This window comes from Romboutsia sp. 1001713B170131_170501_G6, assembly GCF_015668195.1.
GTDB lineage: Bacteria > Bacillota > Clostridia > Peptostreptococcales > Peptostreptococcaceae > Romboutsia_C.
Genome location: NZ_JADPFC010000001.1, coordinates 689,008 through 706,215, shown reverse-complemented (window position 1 = coordinate 706,215; position 17,208 = coordinate 689,008). Strand labels below are relative to the sequence as shown.

General features: G+C 27.4%; 18 protein-coding genes. 5 read left to right on the top strand and 13 right to left on the bottom strand.

The window, feature by feature from the left end:
- Window positions 1-16: 16 nt before the first annotated feature.
- On the bottom strand, window positions 17-661 hold the full coding sequence (locus tag I4U89_RS03545) for a hypothetical protein (protein ID WP_195938391.1): 645 nt from the start codon (window positions 659-661) through the stop codon (window positions 17-19).
- Between the two features lie 219 nt (window positions 662-880).
- Here I4U89_RS03545 and I4U89_RS03540 point away from each other — a divergent pair, with 219 nt between their 5' ends.
- Window positions 881-1,417: a hypothetical protein gene (locus tag I4U89_RS03540; RefSeq protein ID WP_195938389.1), complete on the top strand. Its 537-nt coding sequence runs from the start codon at window positions 881-883 to the stop codon at window positions 1,415-1,417.
- 257 nt (window positions 1,418-1,674) lie between these two features.
- Here the strand turns inward: I4U89_RS03540 and I4U89_RS03535 are convergent, their stop codons facing one another.
- The 3 genes from I4U89_RS03535 to hcp all read right to left on the bottom strand — a co-directional run bounded on the left by I4U89_RS03535 (window position 1,675) and on the right by hcp (window position 3,922).
- The gene (locus tag I4U89_RS03535) at window positions 1,675-1,863 is read right to left on the bottom strand and encodes a ferredoxin (RefSeq protein WP_195938387.1); all 189 of its coding nucleotides are present in this window, start codon (window positions 1,861-1,863) and stop codon (window positions 1,675-1,677) included.
- Between the two features lie 29 nt (window positions 1,864-1,892).
- On the bottom strand, window positions 1,893-2,186 hold the full coding sequence (locus I4U89_RS03530; protein ID WP_195938385.1) for a cupin domain-containing protein: 294 nt from the start codon (window positions 2,184-2,186) through the stop codon (window positions 1,893-1,895).
- 92 nt (window positions 2,187-2,278) lie between these two features.
- Window positions 2,279-3,922: a hydroxylamine reductase gene (gene hcp, locus I4U89_RS03525; RefSeq protein WP_195938383.1), complete on the bottom strand. Its 1,644-nt coding sequence runs from the start codon at window positions 3,920-3,922 to the stop codon at window positions 2,279-2,281.
- Window positions 3,923-4,116: 194 nt separating this feature from the next.
- Here hcp and I4U89_RS03520 point away from each other — a divergent pair, with 194 nt between their 5' ends.
- A complete protein-coding gene (locus I4U89_RS03520; protein ID WP_195938381.1) occupies window positions 4,117-4,599 on the top strand; it encodes a staygreen family protein in 483 nt (160 codons plus the stop codon).
- Between the two features lie 86 nt (window positions 4,600-4,685).
- Here the strand turns inward: I4U89_RS03520 and hydF are convergent, their stop codons facing one another.
- From hydF to I4U89_RS03500, 4 genes are all read right to left on the bottom strand, one after another.
- Window positions 4,686-5,873: a [FeFe] hydrogenase H-cluster maturation GTPase HydF gene (gene hydF / locus I4U89_RS03515; RefSeq protein WP_195938379.1), complete on the bottom strand. Its 1,188-nt coding sequence runs from the start codon at window positions 5,871-5,873 to the stop codon at window positions 4,686-4,688.
- A gap of 9 nt (window positions 5,874-5,882) precedes the next feature.
- A complete protein-coding gene (gene hydG / locus I4U89_RS03510) occupies window positions 5,883-7,259 on the bottom strand; it encodes a [FeFe] hydrogenase H-cluster radical SAM maturase HydG (protein ID WP_195938377.1) in 1,377 nt (458 codons plus the stop codon).
- 74 nt (window positions 7,260-7,333) lie between these two features.
- Window positions 7,334-8,383: a [FeFe] hydrogenase H-cluster radical SAM maturase HydE gene (hydE, locus tag I4U89_RS03505; RefSeq protein WP_195938375.1), complete on the bottom strand. Its 1,050-nt coding sequence runs from the start codon at window positions 8,381-8,383 to the stop codon at window positions 7,334-7,336.
- Window positions 8,384-8,637: 254 nt separating this feature from the next.
- A complete protein-coding gene (locus I4U89_RS03500; RefSeq protein WP_195938373.1) occupies window positions 8,638-10,059 on the bottom strand; it encodes a [FeFe] hydrogenase, group A in 1,422 nt (473 codons plus the stop codon).
- 338 nt (window positions 10,060-10,397) lie between these two features.
- On the opposite strand from I4U89_RS03500, the gene I4U89_RS03495 reads away from it, so the two are divergent.
- Genes I4U89_RS03495 through I4U89_RS03485 form a run of 3 tightly spaced genes read left to right on the top strand, consistent with a single transcriptional unit; the run spans window position 10,398 to window position 13,446 of the window.
- Window positions 10,398-11,516 (top strand): efflux RND transporter periplasmic adaptor subunit, encoded by a 1,119-nt coding sequence (locus I4U89_RS03495; protein WP_195938371.1) that lies wholly within the window; start codon window positions 10,398-10,400, stop codon window positions 11,514-11,516.
- A 1-nt stretch (window position 11,517) separates the two neighbouring features.
- On the top strand, window positions 11,518-12,198 hold the full coding sequence (locus I4U89_RS03490; RefSeq protein ID WP_330615520.1) for an ABC transporter ATP-binding protein: 681 nt from the start codon (window positions 11,518-11,520) through the stop codon (window positions 12,196-12,198).
- Between the two features lie 3 nt (window positions 12,199-12,201).
- Entirely contained in the window at window positions 12,202-13,446 is a 1,245-nt protein-coding gene (locus I4U89_RS03485; protein ID WP_195938367.1) for an ABC transporter permease, read from the top strand.
- A 63-nt stretch (window positions 13,447-13,509) separates the two neighbouring features.
- Here the strand turns inward: I4U89_RS03485 and I4U89_RS03480 are convergent, their stop codons facing one another.
- From I4U89_RS03480 to I4U89_RS03460, 5 genes are all read right to left on the bottom strand, one after another.
- Entirely contained in the window at window positions 13,510-14,481 is a 972-nt protein-coding gene (locus tag I4U89_RS03480; RefSeq protein WP_195938365.1) for a DUF4097 family beta strand repeat-containing protein, read from the bottom strand.
- 13 nt (window positions 14,482-14,494) lie between these two features.
- Window positions 14,495-15,079: a DUF1700 domain-containing protein gene (locus I4U89_RS03475; protein WP_195938363.1), complete on the bottom strand. Its 585-nt coding sequence runs from the start codon at window positions 15,077-15,079 to the stop codon at window positions 14,495-14,497.
- Window positions 15,072-15,392 (bottom strand): PadR family transcriptional regulator, encoded by a 321-nt coding sequence (locus I4U89_RS03470; protein ID WP_195938361.1) that lies wholly within the window; start codon window positions 15,390-15,392, stop codon window positions 15,072-15,074. Before I4U89_RS03470 ends, I4U89_RS03475 begins: the two co-directional genes overlap by 8 nt.
- A 259-nt stretch (window positions 15,393-15,651) precedes the next feature.
- Window positions 15,652-16,359, bottom strand: coding sequence for a TraX family protein (locus I4U89_RS03465; RefSeq protein WP_195938359.1), 708 nt, complete (start codon window positions 16,357-16,359; stop codon window positions 15,652-15,654).
- Window positions 16,360-16,516: 157 nt separating this feature from the next.
- Complete coding sequence (locus I4U89_RS03460; RefSeq protein WP_195938357.1) at window positions 16,517-17,200, bottom strand: ABC transporter ATP-binding protein; 684 nt, start codon at window positions 17,198-17,200, stop codon at window positions 16,517-16,519.
- Window positions 17,201-17,208 lie beyond the last annotated feature (8 nt).

Genomic DNA, 17,208 nt, shown 5'->3' with positions numbered 1-17,208 from the left:
TCAACTACTTTTTAATCTATAACTTTATAATTTTATTATCACTAATACTTCCACTAACTTCACTTTCATAAGCATATCTAATACCTAGATTTTCAACGAATGATTTTATCCATAATTCTCTAAGATTATATAGATATTTTAAATCTCCTTTACCTAATTCATAATTAGATTTATGAATATCTTTATTTTCTTGGTATTTTATATATTCTTCATTTTTTTCTATTACAGAACTTGCTCTGTCGCAAGGCATACCCGCTAATATATAGTTATTTAAAGAAACATATACATTTTCTGGTGTATCTATTTTATTAAATTCATTTTTTGCACATTCTGTTGCTTGTTGGATATATGCATTTTTTGTAAGCTCTACACTATCCTCTCCATATATCTCTTTATATTTAGTCACTATATATGCAGTTCTACTTTCAACTTCTTTTATTCTTTCTTGTAACCATCCATGGATATTGTCTACATCTATTAGTTCTTCTAATGGTTTATTTACTAAATATTTTCCATATAAAGTAACTGCTTCTTCTTGTATTTTTAAGGCATCTTTTTTATATTTATCTTCATGTAACCTTACAATATGTTCTTCTAAGTCTTGACTTAATTTTACTTTATTAAATAACCAAGTGTGTATTGGTGCTAAAAATCTACTCATATTTTGTCTCCTTTATTAATTAAGATATTGTTATTAAATTTTATTCTATTATTTAAACTTATTTAGTAATCTGTTCATTAATTTTAAAATTAATACTATGAATTTATATATTTATTATATTGCATTATATACCACTCAATCCGTAACATAAGTTACTGTTTTTTCTATTTTTTAGGAGTATCATATTAAATATACTAAATATTAAAAGGAGTAATAAAAATGCAAGATAAAAATAAAACATTAGAAAAACAATTATGCAATTTTACTATCGAGTATACTTCTATTAGATTAAAAGAGCTTATTCAAAAGGCTAAAGAAAATGAAGTGGATTTTAACGACAATCTATTAAAAGATTTAACAGAAATAACATTCTCTTATAATTTTTTCAATGAGGTTGAAGAGCTTGAATTAGATTTTCCCCTTCATAATAAGGTAGAAAATCTTTTAAATGCTCTAAAAACAATAAAGGACTCAAATAACCTTACTGATAAAGAATGTTACTTAGGTCAAATTTATAATACATATTCTAATTATTGTGATAAATGTAATAATGTATATGATTATTTAAAAAGAGATGAACTAAAAAAATATCTATTAACTAATATTTTAAGTTTCAATGATATAGATCCTTCATCTATTGTAAATAGTAAAATTGAGCCAGTAATTGATTTATGGATTTCAACATTAAGCGACTTTAATTGCAAAAATGAAAATGGAGTTTCTTCAAAATTTCAGGAACAATTAAGTAAACTTTAGGTATTGTGTATATTTTTTTATTTATAATTATAGCTTTATTTGTAGGTAATAAAATTTACATAACTAAAAAAGGATTTAAAATTAAATATACTATTATAGATATAGGATATTAAGTTTATTATATACTTATCCTATATCTTTTTTATATAATATAATACAAAATAAAAAGATCCAATAGATTATCTATTGGATCTTTTTATTATTGCTATATATGTATAGTACATTGAATATAAGTTTTTTTAATATTTATCAAATATTTATTCAATAGTTATTGCACCTACAGGGCAATTTTCCATTGCATCATTAGCTGAATCTATTTCATTTTCAGGAATATCAGTTGTTACTGGTACAGATTTTCCTTCATCATCCATACTAAATACATCTGGACATATACCTACACAACCTTCACATCCTATACATGTATCTCTATCTACAAATGCTTTCATTTTACATCTCCTATTATATCTTCTAACTTTTAAAATATTATTGTAACAAGAATTGAACTAAGCTCTCTTGCTATTACATTATGCTCTACCCTTGCATCAAATGGTAAAAAGTCTCCTGGATTTAAAACGAATTTCTCTCCTGTCTTAAATTCAATATCAACACTTCCACTTATAACTTGAACAGTGGCATATCCATTATGAGTATGATTTGGTAAACCTTTGCCTTCCTCAAATTTAAAAAGTATATTTTTAAATTTTTCATTTTGAACTAATATTTCTCTATTTGTTTCTATATTGTTTAAGTTTGTAGCAATTAGTTTCATTTTATATCTCTCCTTTTTATAGGAAACTTTTTATATTAAGTAATCTTAATTATATAAATTACTATTTATATAATTAAGATTACTTTTATATCTTATTTTTCTCCTAAGAACATTTTTAAATCATCTTCAACATTAGTTATTCCACCTATACCAAAGTTTTCAACTAAAACTTTAGCTACATTTGGTGATAAGAATGCTGGTAATGTTGGTCCTAAGTGTATATTTTTAACTCCTAAGTATAATAATGATAATAATACTATTACAGCTTTTTGTTCATACCAAGCTATATTAAATGATATTGGTAAATCATTTATATCTTCTAATTCAAATACTTCTTTAAGCTTTAATGCAATAAGTGCTAATGAGTAAGAATCGTTACATTGTCCTGCATCTAATACTCTTGGTATTCCATTTATATCACCTAATGGTAACTTATTGTATTTATATTTAGCACATCCTGCTGTTAATATAACTGTATCTTGTGGTATAGCTTTTGCAAATTCTGTGTAGTAGTTTCTTGACTTAGCTCTTCCGTCACATCCACCCATTACAAAGAATCTTTTTATAGCTCCAGTTTTTATAGCATCTACTATACTATCTGCAAGTGCAAATACTTGATTGTGAGCAAATCCACCTACTATTTCTCCAGTTTCTATTTCAACTGGTGCTTGACATTTTTTAGCATGTTCTATTATTTGTGAGAAGTCTTTATCATCTTCTGAATTTCCTTTTATATGAGTACATCCAGCAAATCCTGCTGCTCCAGTAGTGTATACTCTATCTTTGTAACTATCCTTTGGAGGAACTATACAGTTAGTAGTCATTAATATTGGACCATTGAAGCTTTCAAATTCTTCTTTTTGCTTCCACCAAGCATTTCCATAGTTACCTACAAAGTGTGAATATTTTTTAAATGCTGGGTAATAATGAGCTGGTAACATTTCTGAGTGAGTATATACGTCTACCCCTGTTCCTTCTGTTTGCTTAAGTAATAATTCTAAGTCTTTTAAATCATGTCCTGATATTAATATACCTGGATTATTTCTAACACCTATATTAACTTTAGTTATTTCTGGATGTCCATAAGTTCCAGTATTTGCACTATCAAGTAAAGCCATTGCATCTACTCCAACCTTACCTGTTTCTAGTGTTAATGCAACTAAATCATCTGCTGTTAAAGTGTTATCTAAAGTTTTAGCTAATGTACTTTGCATAAATGCATTTACTTCTTCACTATCATAACCTAGTGCATTAGCATGTTTCATATATGCAGACATTCCTTTTAATCCATATATTATAAGTTCTCTTAAACTTCTTATATCTTCATTTTCAGTAGCTAATACTCCTACTTTGCTTGATTTTTCATCCATTTCTTCTTTAGTTGATGCATTCCATAAAGCTGCTTCTGATAAGTTTTCTTTATTTTCTAATGTAGCTAATAATTCTTCTTTAGTTGATAAAGTTTTTGCAACTCTTTCATAGAATACTGAATCATCAAAGTTAGCATTAGTTATTGTTGTAAATAAGTTTATAGTTACGAAATTATTAACTTCATCTGCTACTTTTTTTCCTTCATTTCTAAGTCTAGTTGTAACCTCTGATAATCCTTTAGTTACATATATTAATAAATCTTGCATTCTTGCTAGATCTGGTGATTTTCCACATACCCCAAATTTTGTACATCCTGTACATCCTGCTGTTTCTTGACATTGGAAACAGAACATTTTATTTTCCATAATTATTCCTCCATCACTTTTGTGTTTTCTTATCTTTAGGATACTCTTTATTGGTTATTTTTTCTGTAACGTATGTTACATTTTATAAAAATTTATAAGATTTTTTATTAATATAAATCATGATTAGTTATATCTATCACAAAAGTTGTCTTAAAAAATATAATATAGTACAACTAAATTAGGATGTGATAATATTGAGAAATTTAAATTTGTCTAAGGTTAATGTAGTTATAGAACCACCATATACATCTACATCACCTATTAGATTTAGAAGGTATAATATACTTCACCTAGATAATCCAAGAGAAGTTAATTTATCTATTTCACCATACTTTTATAATCTAGATTTATATACTACTAGTACAAACTTAATATATAGTCAATGGTATTTTATATATGGTGATAGGTATCAAATAACTTTTGCAGTATTTGTTGGTGATTATCCTTATGATGTGGCTAAATATCGATATGAAAAGTTTTTAGAGCTTCTTCCTATGTCTATAAGCGCTGTAGCTAATGGAGATAAAAGTCTTCTAGAAGCTAACCCTAGCTTGTATGAAGCTCCTATATATGTTAGATTCATCTCCTCCTACCCTCAATTTAATAAAATAGTTCCTTATAAATTTATTAAAGATTATATTGATGATAAAGTAGATGTGTCTGTTAAATTAAAATAATTTTTTAATTCATTAGTATTTATAAAAAATGATTAATACTTTGTATAATTTATAAAAGAAGGAGGAACAAATCGTTCCTCCTTCCTTTATTTAAATATCTCAATACTTCTATCTAGTATGCCTGTAAAATAAGCTATAACTAAGCCATAGTTAGTTATGGGTATATTTTTTTCTTTACATAGATTTATTTTGTTTATTACACTTTTTCTATTAACCATACAAGCCCCACAATGTATTACGAAATCATAATTTTCTAAATCATTAGTAAAGTCATAGCCTACCTTAAAATTAAAATCTAGCTTACCTCCTGCTATTTTTTCTAGAATTTTAGGTATTTTAACTCTACCAATATCCTCATGACTTATATTATGAGTACAACTTTCACACATTAACACCTTTTGACCTGGTTTTAAGTCTTTAAGTTTTCTAGCTCCATTTATAAAATCTTTAAGCTCTCCTTTTTGTCTAGCAAATAGTATTGAAAAACTTGTAAGTTTTATATCCTTTGGTATCATAGCATCTGCTTCTTTAAATGCTTGCGAATCAGTTATAACTAAATCAATATCTTTTAAATCTTTTATTGCATCAACAAGTTCAGTGTCTCTTACTACATAAGTCTTTATACCATGATCTAGGCAATCTCTTATAACTTGGACTTGTGGAAGTATTATCCTACCTTTAGGAGCTTCTGAATCTATTGGTACTACTAATACAACTTTAGAGCCATAATCTATTAAGTCTCCTACTATTGGCCTATCTTCTTCTTCAGTTTCTAATTTTTTTATAATAGTTTCTTTTAAAGAATCTATATTAGTATTTTCTTTAGCTGATACATATATTGGATTTTTGAATTCTTTATTTATATTATCTATCTCATTATCTTTTAGCTTATCTAATTTATTTACAACTACTATATGAGGTATATTATATTTATTAGCTTCCCTCTTCCAAGTCTTATATGTACTTATATCGGGATTTTTACCATCGACTACATACATAGCAAAGTCTAATCTTTTTAAATAATCATAGCTTTTTTTAATCCTCATTTTGCCTAATTCACTTTTATCTTCAAGACCTGCTGTATCTATTAATAATACTGGACCAAAAGGAATTAACTCCATAGCCTTTTGAACAGGGTCTGTTGTTGTTCCTTCTACATTAGATACTAGTGATATTTCTTGGCCTAATATTTTATTCATTAAAGAGGATTTACCACTATTAGTATTACCATATATCCCAATATGTTTTCTATTTGCATTTGGAGTATTGTTCATAATTACCTCCTAAAGATAGAAATCTCTTTCTCCAGACTTCATTTTTTCTAAACTTTCCTTTGTATAAGATTTAATATCTTCTCTTTCTATACTTTCGACTTCAGTATTTATTATTTCTTGTGCTTTATCATATAGCTCTTTATCTCCATAGTCTAGGGTAAACTCATGAAGAGTCATAAGTGCATTAGGTTCACATACGTATTTTATATTACCAGACTTGGCAAGTTGCATAAATCTATCCCCTGTTCTTCCTTTTCTATAACATGCTGTACAGTAACTTGGTATATATCCATCATTTAATAATTCTTTTAATATTTCTATTGGACTTCTTTCATCATTTGTCTTAAACTGCTTAGTTTCTTTTCCTTCTTCTCTTTCCTTATATCCACCAACACCAGTTGAAGAACCTGCAGATATTTGACTTACTCCATATTTTAATAGCTCTTTTCTCATAGCTGGAGTTTCTCTAGTTGAAAGTATAAGTCCTGTAAATGGTACTGCAATTCTAAGTATTGCTACTATCTTTTTGAACATTTTATCACTAAGTAAATGTGGGTAGTTCTCTAATGTAACTCCCTTAGCTTCTTGAAGTCTTGGTACTGATATAGTATGGAATCCTACACCATATTTTTCTTCTAAGTGAGCATTATGCATCATAAGTCCTAAAACTTCAAATCTAGGGTCTGCTAGTCCAAATAATACTCCAGCTCCTACATCATCTATTCCTGCCTCCATAGCTCTATCAAAAGCTGTTAAATGATAATTGTAATCTCCTTTTATAGATTTTGGATGCATTAAATCATATGTTGGCTTATGATAAGTTTCTTGGAATAATATATACGTTCCTATCCCTTTATCGTGAAGAGCTTTATAATTTTCTACAGTAGTCGCTGCTATATTTACATTAACTCTTCTTATTTCTCCATTTGCATTTTGAGTTTTATATATTGTATCTAAACATTCTAATACATAATCTATAGGTGCATTAACAGGATCCTCTCCAAGTTCTAATGCTAGCCTTTTGTGTCCCATTTGTTCAAGTATTCTTACTTCTTCTGCTACCTCATCCATTGTAAGTCTTCTTCTATTAAACTTATTATCTCTTTGGTAACCACAGTACACACAGTTGTTTACACAGTAATCACTTACATAAAGCGGTGCAAATACTACTATTCTTTTTCCATAGATGTCTTTTTTAATTTGTCCTGCTAATGAATATATCTCTTCTAAATCTTTCTCATCTTCAGCTTGAAGAAGTATTGCTATATCTTTATAAGATAAGCCTTCTCTTTTTTTAGCTTTATTTAATACTTCTTTTATTTCTTCATTTGAAGGATTTTCAGTTTCCTCTAATATTTTGTATATATATTCATGATCTATAAACATTTAAAACATCTCCTTTAGTTAAATTTAAGTAAAGTTTATTAATTTGTGCTTTTAAAACTTATAATATTTTCATATTAGTCTCTAAAATCAGGATTATCTCCTCTAGTTATTTCAACTTCAAATCCAGCTTCTTTTACCTTTTCTTCAGTTAATCTTCTATATTCTGCATCTTCATCTAATATGTATGCTTTATTATTGTATAGAGAATATTTTTTTCTAACACTCATAGGTGATAAGTTTGGCATTATAACATTTCCACCGGCTTTAAGACCAGCATTTCTTCCATTTTTATCAATACTTGATAAAGCAGTTGTTGCAGGAAGTAATACTTTTGGAAGTAATAATCTAACTATAGCTAAACATATTACAGTTTTTTCTAAGCTCCCATGAGGATAGTCCTTAAGTGGGGTATCTTTATGAGGAATAAAAGGTCCTATTCCACACATTGCAGGTTCAAACTCCTTTACAAATCTTAAATCATTGGCTAAATCTTCATTGGTTTGGTTTGGTATTCCTACCATAAATCCTGCTCCTGCTTGATATCCTATTTCCTTTAGATTTTTTAAGCAATTAAATCTGACTTCATATGGTTCTCCTGGATGAATAGATTCATATAGCTCCTTAGATGCACTTTCATGTCTTAATAAATATCTATCCGCACCTGCTTTAAACATTTTTTCATAAGATTCATAACTTCTTTCACCTAAAGATAAAGTTAAAGCATTATTTGGAAATTCATTTTTTATAGCAGTTATAATTTCTACCATAACATCATCAGTATAATATGCATCTTCACCACCCTGAAGTACAAAAGTTTTATATCCCAGCTTATCTCCCTTTCTAACGCATTCTAAAACTTCATCAATATTTAGTCTATATCTCTCGGCACTTTTATTACTCCTTCTAAGCCCACAATACAAGCAATCCTTCTTACAAAAGCTTGTAAGTTCTATAAGCCCTCTTAAATAAACTTTATTTGAATAAGTTCTCATTCTAGTTTCATGTGCTTTTTCTATGAGAAGATTTTTTTCTTCTTCATTTATATTATCAAGTAGATAAAGTAATTCTTCTTTGCTTGCGTCATTTTCACTATATAGTTTATTTATTATATCTATAACATTCATTAATATCACCTCTTTAATTGAGTTAAAATAAAATCTCAATACTACTTAAAATAAGTTTTAAGCACTATTAAAATTTCATTTAATACATTCAAATTAAAATTTTATTATTTTAATTAATTTTCAAAAAATTTTTTAATCAATTTATCAGAGTCTCAAAATGCATAAGTTTTATGAATCAACTATAAAACTCATGTATTTTGAGACATATTTTATTAAATATTCCTTTGTACTAAATTATTCATATAAATAACTTTTTATCCAATGCTTTTTTCTTCACTTTTAGCATTATCAACTTTAACATCTCCACGACCTAACATATAATATTTAGAATCAAATTCTGTATGTAAAAGTTCATGAGATACATGAGATAATGGTTTTTCAAAGAATTCATCATAAGCTTTTATAACTTCTGGGTTTTCATAGCTACATTTTACATTTATATGCGCATCTTTATTATATAATCCTTCTATACGCTTTAATCTTATTTCATTAGTTACTTTCTTTTTAGGCTGTTTAGGTTGTCCAGCTCCACCTATACATCCACCTTTACATGTCATTACTTCTACGAATTGATAATCGACTTCTCCACTCTTTATTTTTTCCATTAAAGCTTCTGCATTATTTGTAGTTTGAACAGCAGCAACTCTTATAACTTTATCATCTATTTGAAGTGTAGCTTCTTTAACTCCTTCAAGACCTCTAACTGGCTTAAAATCTAATAATTCTTTAGTTGGTCTTTCTCCTGTTAATACATGATAAGCTGTTCTTACAGCAGCTTCCATAACTCCACCACTATTACCAAATATAATACCAGCTCCACTACCTTGTCCCATTAGGTCATCAAAGTTAGAACCTTCTAAAGCTTCAAAATCTATTTCTTCTTCTCTTATCCATTTAGCTAATTCTTTAGTTGTTACTATGTAATCATTATCTCTTAATCCTTCTATATTGTTATATTTACTAGAAGAATTCATTTCAGGTCTAACTATTTCGTATTTTTTAGATGTACATGGTGTTATAGTTACGTTTACTATTTTAGCTGGATCTATATTTGCTTCTTTAGCAAAATATGTTTTTATAGCAGCTCCTTGTATACCTATTGGGCTTTTAGTCGTAGATAGATTTGGTATAAACTCTGGGTAGAAAGTTTCTACATACTTAACCCAAGATGGACAACAACTTGTAAATTGAGGTAAGTTCTCGCTTTTATTGATGATTCTATCAACTAACTCATTTGCTTCTTCCATTATTGTCATATCTGCACCAAAAGTTACATCAAATACATACTCTCCACCTAATTTTCTAAGTGCAGCTACCATTTTATCTTCAACATATGAACCTACTTCATATCCAAACTCTTCTCCAAGTGCAACTCTAACTGCTGGAGCTGTATTAAATATTACTATTTTTTCAGGGTCATTTATCGCCTCTTTAACTTTTTGATAGTCTTCTACTTGAGTTATAGCTCCTACTGGACATGCTACTGCACATTGTCCACAGTGTATACATATAGCTACATCACCTGTTTCCTCTAGGTTAAATCTCCCAGCAACAGCTATATCATTATCACAAGTACGTTTACATAATCCGCACTTTATGCACTTATCATAGTCAATTTGTATGGCTGGATTGTCTAATTCTACTGGTACAACTTTTTCTGTAAATAAATGTTTCATGATTTTTCCCCTCTGCTACTTTATTTTATTGTCTAAAAAAATTTAATCATCTTATATGACAACCCTATAATCTTTATAAGGTTGTCATATAGTGCTTTAAACTTTAAACTATGGTTTTTATATATTAGATTTGCCATTTTTCGACATATCTAATATAAATTTATATACCCAATTTTTTTGATTATTATCATACATTTAAAAAGTTTTTTATTTTTTTCTCAAGAAATCCTTTACCATTTAATTACAAATTTGTATATTTTCCATTTTACTTTGACTTATATAGCCATTTTCAATTATAATTTACTAATGAATGGATTTTTTTACATGAGGAGGAAAATATGTCTTTTTTAGAGAAATTTAAGAACAAAAAAGTTATGATTGGGGTAAGTGCAGTAATAATAGTGGCACTTGGAAGCGGTTATTTTATTTACAGGAATAATAAAATAAATAATGAAGTAAATGAGTTAAATACTCAAATAGAAACTTACACTATTGCAGATAGTGAAAAAATATTTATAAATGGGGTTATAGTACCTACTCAAACAAAAGACTTTAATCCTTCTAATGAGGGTGAAATAAGCAAATTAAATGTTACAAATGGTAAGATTGTAAAACAAGGGGATTTATTATTTACAACTAAAAATCAAACTATATTAGATGAGATAGATGGTCTTAAGGCTCAAATTAATGAACTTAAAAAAGCAAATACAGAAAATGACCCTACCATAAAAACAGAAATAAACAAAATAAATGCACAAATATCAGCACTAAATAAAAAGGCCTATGTAAATACTTATGCACCTTTTGCTGGTAAAGTTTATCTAAATAACAATGAATCTGAAAATAATAATATGCAGGGTCAAAATTCATCATTTATGACACTTATAAGTTCAACATTTTATATGCAAGGTCAAGTTAGTGAACAAGACTTAGTTAAGCTTCAAATGGATGATCCTGTAGATGTATTAGTATTTTCAAATAACAAAAATTTAAGTGGTAGAATTAGCTTTATATCAGATAGACCAACTACTAATACTAATGAAATGAATATGGGCAATCAAGGAAATATGTCTTACTATGATGTTAATGTATCTTTTGAAAATCAAGAAGGTTTAGTTAATGGATTCCATGTTCAAGGTTCTATAAAAGTTAATAATTCATTAGTTAAAGTGCCAACAACTGCAATATTAGAAAATAAAGAAGACGGTACAGCTTATGTGTTTAAAGATTTAGATGGAATACTTAAAAAACAAGTAGTAGAAATACATGATAAAAATGAAGAATTTAGTGTAATCAGTTCTGGTCTTGAACCAAACGATATAGTTATTAGATATATATCGCCTGAAATGCAAGAAGGCGATCCAGTAAACCCAGGTAATGCAGGCGCTACTAATACTGAAACACCTTCAAATATAGATGCTTCTGTTGAGACTACTACTGAAGGAGCTGAGAATTAATTTGAGTAATGTAATTAGACTAGAAAATATAGAAAAATATTATAAGGTTGGAAAAGATAAACTTCATGTTCTAAAATCTCTAAATCTTGAAATAGAAGAAGGAGAATTTGTAATGATAATGGGTAAGTCAGGTAGTGGTAAAACTACCTTACTTAATTCCTTAGGTCTTTTAGATAAATTTGATGAAGGTAAGTATTTCTTCTTTGATAAAGATGTTACTAATCTTAGTGAAAATCAAAAATCTGACTTTAGAAATAAAAATATTGGATTTATATTCCAACAGTTTAATCTAATAGAAAGTTTAGATATTTATCAAAATGTAGAACTTCCACTACTTTATAGCAATCATTTAAATAAGGCTCAAAGACAAGAGATAATACTAGAAAAATTAGAGTCAGTCGGTCTTGGTGATAAATCAAAATCTAGGCCTCTTCAATTATCTGGTGGTCAACAACAAAGAGTAGCTATTGCTCGTGCACTTGTTAACAACCCATCATTAATATTTGCAGATGAACCAACAGGAGCACTTGATAGTGAAACTAGTAATGATATAATGAATGTTTTAAAAAAACTAAATGAAGAAGGTAAAACTATAATAATGGTTACTCATGATAGTGATTTAATAAAATATGCCACTAAAGTCATAAGACTTAAAGATGGTGTATTATCATCGGAGGTATAACCTATGAATATGATGAAAAATGCATTAACTAATTTAAAAGGACATAAACTTAGAGTCTTTATAACTCTAGTTTGGATAATAATAGGTATTACATCTGTAATACTTGTAAGTTCTATTGGTAATGGTGTTAAAAAAGAAGTTCTAAAATCAGTTAGCAAAGTTAATCCTAACAAAACTCAAATATACTTTGAACCTACTAACTCTAATATGGCTGGTATGACAAGCTTTTTATCTCCATTTAAACTTAAAGATTTAGAAGAGTTATCATTTTTAGAAGGTGTTGAAAGAATTGGACCTGCTAAAGATGATTTTGCTATGAATTCTATGTTTTATTCAGAAGCTTACTTTGATAAAAAAGTTACATATGTTGATATTTCACCATTAAAAGACGATACGACTTTAAACCCTCTATATGGAAGAAGTTTTTCTTATGAAGACGAAAATAGAAAAGTTATTATAATAACTCTACAAAATGCAACTGATCTATTTGGAACTCCACAAGATGCCTTAGGTAAAGGTATAAGTATAAATGGAACTATATATGAAGTAATAGGGGTTATAGACGAAAGTTCAGTTGTAAAAAAAGAAAAGGAAGAATCTAATTCTTTTGAATCTATGTATTATGGAGATATGGATTATCTAACTTCATATATGCCAAAAAAAGCTTTAGATGCACTAATTAATCAAAATATGTATCCGACTGATATATACCAATTAGATTTAATTGTATCTAATGGATATGATTTATTTGAAACAGCTTCTAGAGTAACACAAAAACTTCAGGAACTTCATCCTGATATAGAGGGAACTTATCAAGTTCATGATCCTAGTGAACAAACTAAAGCACTTGAATCTATGGTAAATAATATAAATATGTTTATAACTGTAATAACTGCTATTTCTATGTTTGTTGGTGGTGTTGGAGTTATGAATATTATGTATATATCAGTAATGGAACGTCAAAGAGAAATAGGTATAAGACGTGCTATAGGGGCGAAACCTCGTGATATAATGTTACAGTTTTTAACAGAATCTGTATTTATAACAGTATTAGGTGGTATCCTTGGTATAATAATAGGATTTATAGTTGTAAACTATGCATCTAATTATCTACCATTTAAAGCTATAGTTAATATAAATAGCTTATTCTATGCCTTTATTGCTACTATTGTAACAGGAGTTATTTTTGGTATAGTACCAGCTTTTAAAGCATCTAGATTAGATCCTATTAAAGCTATATATAAATAAAATTTATTTTTATAAGTTAATAAATAAAAAATGGAGAGTCTTAAATAAGACCTCCTTTTTTATTTAATCAAAATTAAGTTCTACACTTCCCGTTGTACAATTTATATCTATATTATTCTTGGTATTATTATTAACCTTTAAATCTTTTTCATAAGCCTTACCATCTACTTCTATATCTCCAACATTACAATCTAAATTATAGTTGTAAATCTCTTCTTTATCATTTATTGATACTTCTATATCAGAAGTTCCTCCTTTTATATCTATATCACCAAAAGCTTTAGTATTTATATTTATATCTCCTACACCACTTTTTATATCTAATTTATTAGCTATATTAGATTTACTTAAATCAACATCTCCAACTTTACTATGTGCCTTAAAAGTTTTACTATTTATATTATTTAAATATGCTTCTCCTATATTTAAATAAACTTCACCTTTACCTATACTAGCATTGCTTATATTAACACTTCCTACATCACTTTCTAAATAAAAATTATCAATATTTAAATCGTTGATATCTATATCTCCAACCTTATTGTAAAGTCTAAAATCCTTTATTTCAAAAGACTTTAAATTAATATCTGAAACCATCGAATTTATGATTATATTATCCATATTAGCATTTTTAGGTATATATATTTTTATTTCATTTATACTATCTTCATTTTTATTTTTATCTAATTTATACTCATAGTCTTGTTTTACAAATAAAGTACTATCTTTAAGTTCATATTCTAGTACTTCATCTTCTTTATATTTTAGTTCAATCTTATATTTATCTGATGGTATTATCTTTATATCACTTACATTTGTGTCTATATCAATATTTTTAAACGCTTCTAATTCTTTAGCTTTTGTTATCAAATTTATATGTTTATTATTGTTTTGATTTTTATTACTAGGTGCTGAAATATTAATATTGAATCCTCTAACATTAAATTCTCTATTTATAGCATATCCTATCCCTGTAAGTATAAACCCTATTACTATAAAAACTATTGATACTTTAGCTAAAGTTTTTAATTTCATATAAACTCTCCTTCTATCTATTTTTTATTTTATCTAATAACAAACTACACCCACTAACTATAAGCTTAGATATTTTGATAAATAAAGATATTGAAACTATAATACCTAAAATACTAATCCCTATTAATAAACTTCCAGTTCCTATAGAAATTAAGCTAGTAGCAATATCTACAAACAAATACTTAAATCCACTTAAAAGTACTACTACACCTGAAAATACCAAAGAACCTGTAACTATAAAGAAAACAAATCCTAATACTAGACTTACAAATATACCAACTACAATTGTTATAAGTATTGGAAAAGCTATTGGAAAAGCTATTGGTGATACTATTATTGCAAGTAATATAAACCAAAGAGATGATATACCTGTTTTTATAGATTTAGTTTTTGAATTTATCTCCTTAACTGCATATTCTGATAATATTTGTGATGCAATATCTGATGGATGTGACAATTCACAAAGTACATCATGATCACTATCTATGCCCGCTTCGTCAAAGTATTCTTCATAATACATTAAAGCATCATCTATCTCTTTTTGAGGTAGGCTTTTAAGCTTTTTTCTAAGTATTTTCAAAAACTCATCTTTATTCACTTTTATTTCCTCCTAATAAAATTTTATCTACATTTTCTTTATATTCATTCCATTCTACTAAGTATTCTTTATACTTTTTTATTCCTAATTCGGTTATTTTATAATATCGTCTATTTCTACCTTGATATGCTTTATCATAAGTTTCTAAGTACTCATTTTTCTGTAGCCTTCTTAATACTGGGTATAAGGTTGATTCTGAAATGTCTACAATTTCTCTGACTTGTTGTGTTAGTACATATCCATAAGTATCTTCTCTACTTAATAGACCCAAAACACATGCGTCTAGTATAGCAGAACCTAATTGAAAAGACATGATTTTCCTCCAAATGTATTATATGTTTTTATATATTATATGCCATATAGTATATATTGATACTAATATTATACGATATATAATATTAAATTCCTTTTAGTATTAGAATAAAACTAAAAAAGAGCTTTAATTTTGAATTTGATGTGTTTACATTTTTATCTATATACCAATATGCTTTATAATTTAAATAATAACTTAATATAAAAAGGCTCACTTATATTTACATATAAATGAGCCCTATTTGTATATTATTTACTGATTACATACTTATCATCTTTGCTAGTGATACTATTACTATCAAATGAATCGGATAGAACCAATAAAACATCCACTTTATAAACTTATTAGATATTCCTAATTTTCCATTGTACATAAGTATTGGAATTATTGCAAATACCATCATCCATTGGTAATCCCATAAAAATATTGCTTCCTTAAAATCAGGTCCAATCATAGTTACTAATCCAAGTAAACTAAACACAATGTAAGCTAAGGCCATATAAACCTTTTTTTCTCTTAAGAAGTAAAATATTAATACCATACCCACTCCATATAAAGATGCTTCTGTAAAAAATCCTGCTATTCCAAATAAAATAGCTAATAAAATTTTCCAATTTAGAATACTAAATTTATCTGTACTTGATTTTGCATATTCTATCATACTTAACATACAAACTGCAAATCCTAATGATAAGAATATATTGTTGTGTATCTTAAATACTACATCTACACCTATCATTAATAATGCCATTGAGAAAAGCCTTTGTATATATTTACTTTTACTTCTTGTATGATAAAGTCCTTCAACTATTAAATAGAAAAATATAGGTGCTGCTAACTTTCCTAAATATCCAAACCATATAGGCACTTGATTATTTAATGGTCCATTCATATAAGTATAAATATGATCCATTGCCATAAATATAATAGCCATGATTTTTAATGTAAAATTACTAAATAATTTCATTTATGTCCTCCTGTATTGATTTCTGATAATATCTTATTATTTTTTACTAATATGTACCATCGATTTAGATTACATTAAGCTTACAAAATTGTAATATGATAATGTTTTTAAATAAAAAAATAACATAGGTCTAATATTAGACCTATGTTATTTTTTATTATATACACTCTTTATCAGATAAACTTAGATTCCCATCTACTATAGATATTATTCTATCTGCTTTTTTAGCTATATTTTCATTATGAGTTATCATTATAAGAGTTTGATTATATTTTTTTATAGATGTCTTAAGAAGTTCCATAACCTCCTCAGTAGTTTTAGTATCTAAGTTTCCTGTTGGTTCATCTGCAAGTATTATACTAGGTTTTGATGATAGTGCACGAGCTATTGCTACTCTCTGTTGTTGTCCACCTGATAACTGATTAGGAAGATGTGTTTTTCTATCACTAATTCCTAGTAAATCCATTAAGTCATTTATATATTTCTTATCAACTTTTCTATTATCTAATTTTACTGGCAATTCTATATTTTCAGCTACGTTAAGTACAGGTATTAAATTGTATTGTTGAAATACAAATCCAACTTTTTGTCTTCTATATTTTGCTAGTTCCTTATCACTTAAGCAACATATATCTTTCCCATCTACTTTTATAGTTCCACTACTTGGTCTTTCCAATCCTCCTACTAAATGTAGGAATGTACTTTTTCCGCTTCCACTAGGTCCTACTATTGCAACAAATTCCCCTTTGTTTATCTTTAAATTAGCATCATTTAATGCATGTACAGTTGTTTCTTTTTTTCCATATATTTTACCTAAATTAATAGTTTCAAGTATAACCATAATAAATC